This window comes from Caulobacter sp. P1_B12_2, assembly GCF_056406675.1.
The window spans coordinates 1-4,835 of sequence record NZ_JBFTZS010000361.1 but is presented as its reverse complement, the minus strand read 5'-3'; the positions used below and the strand labels follow the sequence as shown (position 1 = coordinate 4,835).

Below are 4,835 nucleotides of genomic sequence, written 5' to 3'. Positions count from 1 at the left end.
CGCCCTGGAGCAGGCGGTGGTCGAGGCCTATCCGCGCCTGTCGCACCGCTACTACGCCCTCAAGGCCAAGGTCATGGGCCGCAAGACCCTCGACTACTGGGACCGCAACGCGCCCCTCACCGCCGCGACCCCGAAGAGCTACGATTGGGCCGAAGCCCAGGGCATCGTGCTGGAAAGCTTCCAGGCCCTGGCCCCGAAGTTCGCCGACACCGCCCAGACCTTCTTCGATCAGCCGTGGATCGACGCGCGCCCCCGGGCCGGCAAGCAGTCGGGGGCCTATTCGCATCCGGTCACCGCCGAGCGGCACCCCTACGTCTTCATGAACTACATGGGCGAGCGGCGCGACGTGCTGACCCTGGCCCACGAGCTGGGCCACGCCGTGCACCAGACCCTGTGCGCGCCGCTGGGCACCCTGCTGGCCGACACGCCCCTGACCCTGGCCGAGACCGCCTCGATCTTCGGCGAGGGCCTGGTGTTCGACCGCCTGCTGGCCGAGGCCACGCCCAAGGACCGCATGGGCCTTCTCGCGGGCAAGATCGAGGACGGGCTCAACACCGTCGTGCGCCAGATCGCCTTCCACCGCTTCGAGCGGCGTTTCCACGAGGCCCGCAAGGACGGCGAGCTGTCGCCCGACCAGATCGGCCGGCTGTGGCTGGAGGTGATGGCCGAGAGCCTGGGCCCGGCCGTGACCCTGAACGAGGGCTWCGAGCACTACTGGGCCTATGTGAGCCACTTCGTGCACGCGCCGTTCTACGTCTACGCCTACGCGTTCGGCGACCTGCTGGTGCGCGGCCTGATGGAGAAGCGCCGCGAGGATCCGGAAACCTTCGCGCCGCTGTACGAGGACTTGCTGGCGGCGGGCGGAACCCGCACCTATGTCGAGGCGCTCAAGCCCTTCGGCTTGAACCCGCGCGAAAAGGCCTTCTGGGCCGCGGGGTGCGCCCAGCTGGAACGGCTGGTCGACGAGTTCGAAGCCCTGGTCTGACGGAGCGCGACGATGCCCACCAAGGAACGTCTGGCGGAGTTCGTCGCCACCGTCGAACGCAACGAACACGTCGAGGCTATCGAACGCTTCTACGCGCCGAACGCCTCGATGCAGGAGAACAACGCCGCGCCGCGCGTCGGCCGTGACATTCTGGTCGCGCACGAGGCGGCGGCCCTGGCGCGGCTGTCGAAGATGGACACCCAGCCGGCGGTCATGGTGCTGCACGACGGCGACAACGTCGTGATCCAGTGGGTCTTCCTGATGACCAACAAGAGCGGCGAGACCCTGCGGTTCGAGGAACTGACCCATCAGGTGTGGGAGGGCGACCTGATCGTCCGAGAGCGGTTCTTCTACGACTCCCGGCAGTTCGGCTAGCCGATGGCCGATGATCCCCGCGACCCTGAACGCAACCGGCTGGCCGGCCGCGTCTCGCGCTTCGCCAAGGTCGGGGCGGGCCTGTCCGGCGCGGCGGTCAGCTACGGCGCCAACAGTCTGTTCGGCGGCGACAGCGCCGACGCCCGCAACGCCAAGGCGCTGAGGGCGGCCCTGGGCGGGCTGAAGGGTCCGCTGATGAAGGCGGCCCAGATGTTCGCCACGGTGCCCGACCTGTTGCCGCCCGAGTTCGCCGCCGAGCTGGCCGAGCTGCAAACCAACGCTCCGGCCATGGGCTGGCCGTTCGTCCGCCGGCGGATGGCCGCCGAGCTGGGGCCGGACTGGGCGTCGCGGTTCCAGAGCTTCGAGCACGAGGCGGCCGCCGCCGCGTCCCTGGGCCAGGTGCACCGCGCCGTCGGTCCCGACGGCCGCGCCCTGGCGGTGAAGCTGCAATATCCCGACATGCAGAGCGCGGTCGAAAGCGATCTGGGCCAGTTGCGCGCCCTGATCGGCCTGTTCAAGCGCATGGACGGCTCGATCGACCCCAGCGAGGCGATCGTCGAGATCGGCGACCGGCTGCGCGAGGAGCTGGACTACGAGCGCGAGGCCAAGCTGATGGCCGTCTATGGCGGCTTCTTCACTGGGCGCGACGACATCCGCGTACCGCAGCCCGTGCCCGCTCTGTCGACCAAGCGGCTGCTCAGCATGACCTGGCTGGAGGGCCGGGGGCTGCTGGCGTTCAAGGACGCGCCGCAGGACACCCGCGACCGCATCGCCGCCCTGCTGTTCGAAGCCTGGTGGAGCCCGATGACCAAGCTCGGGATCATCCACGGCGACCCGCACCTGGGCAACTACACCTTCGGCGGCCCCGACGGTGGTGACGGCGCGGCCCACCTGAACCTGCTGGACTTCGGCTGCATCCGCATCTTCCCGCCGCGCTTCGTGGCCGGGGTGGTGCGGCTGTATCGCGCCCTGTCCAACGACGACCGCGCCGAGCAGACCGAGGCCTATCGCAGCTGGGGCTTCGCCAATCTCACCGACGACCTGGTCGACGTGCTGAACGTCTGGGCGCGCTTCATCTACGGCCCGCTGCTGGACGACCGGGTGCGCAGCGTCGCTGACGACACCCCGCCCGGCGAGTACGGCCGCCGCGAGGCCTTCAAGGTGCGCCAGGCCCTGAAGGACAAGGGCCCGATCACCATCCCCCGCGAGTTCGTGTTCATGGACCGTGCCGCCATCGGCCTGGGCGCGGCCTTCCTGCACCTGGGCGCGCGCCATAACTGGAAGGCGCTGTTCGAGAAGTCGCTGGAGGGTTTCTCGGAAGAGGGACTGGCCGAACGTCAGGCCGCGGTGCTGTCGACGGCGGGGGTGTCTTAGATCCGCTCATCCCGGCGAATGCCGGGACCCAGGTCGTAAGGCCGAGCGGGTTTCGTAATTCTAGATGCCCAGGCTGGATCTGGGTCCCGGCATTCGCCGGGATGAGCGGAACTTAAAATGACACCAAGAACCCTCAAGCGCCTGCATCCCGCCCAGCGCGACGACATCGCCGATCTCGTCACCCGGCGGCCGCTGCCGGGGCCGGCGATCCCGCAGCTGGATCCGTTCCTGTTCCTCAACCACCACGGGCCGCAGGTCTATCCGCCCAACAATCGCGGCCTGCCGTTCGGGCCGCATCCGCATCGCGGGTTCGAGACCGTGACCTTCATCCTGGAGGGCGAGCTGTCGCACCTCGACAGCGGCGGCCATGAGAGCGTCATCGGCCCGGGCGGGGTGCAGTGGATGACCGCCGGCAGCGGCCTGGTCCATGCCGAGCTGTCGCCGGCCAGTTTCAAGCAGACTGGCGGTCCGCTGGAGATCCTGCAGCTGTGGGTCAACCTGCCCAGCCGGCTGAAGATGACCACGCCGAACTATCTGGGCCTGCAGGGCGCCGAGATCCCCAAGGTCGAGGCGGACGGGGCGAGCATCGAGGTCGTCTCGGGACAGATCGCGGGCGTGACCGGGCCGTTCCCGTCGTTGATCGGCATCGAGATGAGCGTCGCGCGCCTGGCGCCCGGCGGGGCGATGAACCTGCCCGTGGCCGAGGGGCGGGCGGTGTTCCTGTACGTGGTCTCGGGCGAGATCGTGGTGGGAGGTCAGCCGGCTCCGAAGTGGAACCTGGTCGAGCTGAACGACGACGGCGACGCGGTGGCTTTCGAGTCTCCGACCGGCGCGGTGGTCCTGTTGGGTCACGCCGAGCCGATCGGCGAACCGGTCTTCGCCCATGGGCCGTTCGTGATGAACACCCGCGAGGAGATCATCCAGGCGATCGACGACTACAACGCCGGGAAGTTCGGGAACGTGCCGGGGTAGGGCTGCACGCCCCCTCCGTCACGCCGCTTCGCGACGCGCCACCTCCCCCGTTGCACGGGGGAGGAGAAGGTCGGCTCGATATCCTCCTCACCCGCGAAGCGGGGGAGGTGACGCGATGCGAATACGCATCGTGACGGAGGGGGCGTCGCGGCGCCTACTCACGGTACTCCGCCAGCAACCCCTCCAACCGCTTCTGCTCCGGCTTCAGCACCTTGAAGAACCGCAGGGCGTTCCAGCCGACGCTGGCGGCCAGGGCGACGCCGAACATCAGCAGCATCTGTCCCATGTTGCGCTCGGTGGCCTTGCCCACCTCGCCCAGCTGGAACACCCCGATCAGCGTCGGCACGAAGAACACCGGCAGGCTCATCCAGAAGATCCGGTAATTGATCCGCGCCCGGCGGTTGGCGGCCAGCATGGCCTCCAGAGTCTGGCGCATCGGCGAGCCGTCGCCGCGCGGCCGCTTGGCCATGACGGCGGCGACGAGCACCGCCGCCAGCATGAACCAGCAGACCCCCAGCATGCCCAGGGCGCCCCATTCCCGGTCGATGTCGACCTTGCCGGCCAGGATCGACCGGACGGCGACACCCGTGAAGAAGGTCATGGCCGCGACGGGGATCGCGAACAGCAAGGTCTCGCCGCGACGGCGGGCTTTCAACATCTGCATCATCTGCTCCATCAGATAGGCCTGGGCCTGTGCGCCGGGGGTGTTGGCCTCCGAGCGCCAGGCCTGTTCGAGACGGTCAAACTCCATCTTCGCGCTCCTCCACGAGGTCCGAGAGACGGCGGCGGACGCGGCTGAGCCGGGCGCCGACATTGGTTTCGCTGAGACCGTGCAAGCGGGCGATCTCGGCATAGGGCTGGCCGTCCAGTGACAGCAGGATCAGCGAGCGGTCGAGCGGCGCCAGGGTGCGAATGGCGCCGTAGAGCCGGTCCAGCAGGCTGACCGTCTCCGGCGAGTCGTCCGCCTCCAGGCGCAGGGCCATCTCGGCCTCGATCGCCTCGCGCCGCCGCCGCCGCCGGTTTTCGCCGCGCTTCCAGGTCAGGGCGGTGTTGTGGGCGACGCGATAGACGAAGGTCGTGTCGGCGCTCTCGCCGCGAAAGCGCGGCCGCCCCCGCCAGACCACCAGCA

General features: G+C 69.1%; 6 protein-coding genes. 4 read left to right on the top strand and 2 right to left on the bottom strand.

Translation table 11 applies throughout. From position 1 onward, the window contains the following. The 4 genes from AC1DZ6_RS19120 to AC1DZ6_RS19105 all read left to right on the top strand — a co-directional run. On the top strand, window positions 1-985 hold a 985-nt coding region (locus AC1DZ6_RS19120; protein ID WP_477098725.1), incomplete at its 5' end, for a M3 family metallopeptidase. 12 nt (window positions 986-997) lie between these two features. Continuing rightward, window positions 998-1,360, top strand: a complete 363-nt coding sequence (locus tag AC1DZ6_RS19115; RefSeq protein ID WP_477098724.1) for a nuclear transport factor 2 family protein — start codon at window positions 998-1,000, stop codon at window positions 1,358-1,360. A 3-nt stretch (window positions 1,361-1,363) separates the two neighbouring features. Beyond that, window positions 1,364-2,734 (top strand): ABC1 kinase family protein, encoded by a 1,371-nt coding sequence (locus AC1DZ6_RS19110; protein ID WP_477098723.1) that lies wholly within the window; start codon window positions 1,364-1,366, stop codon window positions 2,732-2,734. A 117-nt stretch (window positions 2,735-2,851) separates the two neighbouring features. Continuing rightward, the gene (locus tag AC1DZ6_RS19105; protein ID WP_477098722.1) at window positions 2,852-3,706 is read left to right on the top strand and encodes a pirin family protein; all 855 of its coding nucleotides are present in this window, start codon (window positions 2,852-2,854) and stop codon (window positions 3,704-3,706) included. Window positions 3,707-3,860: 154 nt separating this feature from the next. Here AC1DZ6_RS19105 and AC1DZ6_RS19100 read toward each other — a convergent pair whose 3' ends face one another. After that, a complete protein-coding gene (locus tag AC1DZ6_RS19100; RefSeq protein ID WP_477098721.1) occupies window positions 3,861-4,457 on the bottom strand; it encodes a hypothetical protein in 597 nt (198 codons plus the stop codon). Further along, a partial coding sequence (locus AC1DZ6_RS19095) for an RNA polymerase sigma factor (RefSeq protein WP_477098720.1) occupies window positions 4,447-4,835 on the bottom strand: 389 nt, incomplete at its 5' end. The genes AC1DZ6_RS19095 and AC1DZ6_RS19100, both read right to left, overlap by 11 nt.

Bases quoted from the DNA above. Each gene is read 5' to 3' on its own strand.
- AC1DZ6_RS19115 (WP_477098724.1), top strand. From the start codon at position 998: ATGCCCACCAAGGAACGTCTGGCGGAGTTCGTCGCCACCGTCGAACGC.
- AC1DZ6_RS19100 (WP_477098721.1), bottom strand. From the start codon at position 4,457: ATGGAGTTTGACCGTCTCGAACAGGCCTGGCGCTCGGAGGCCAACACC.
- AC1DZ6_RS19105 (WP_477098722.1), top strand. From the start codon at position 2,852: ATGACACCAAGAACCCTCAAGCGCCTGCATCCCGCCCAGCGCGACGAC.
- AC1DZ6_RS19110 (WP_477098723.1), top strand. From the start codon at position 1,364: ATGGCCGATGATCCCCGCGACCCTGAACGCAACCGGCTGGCCGGCCGC.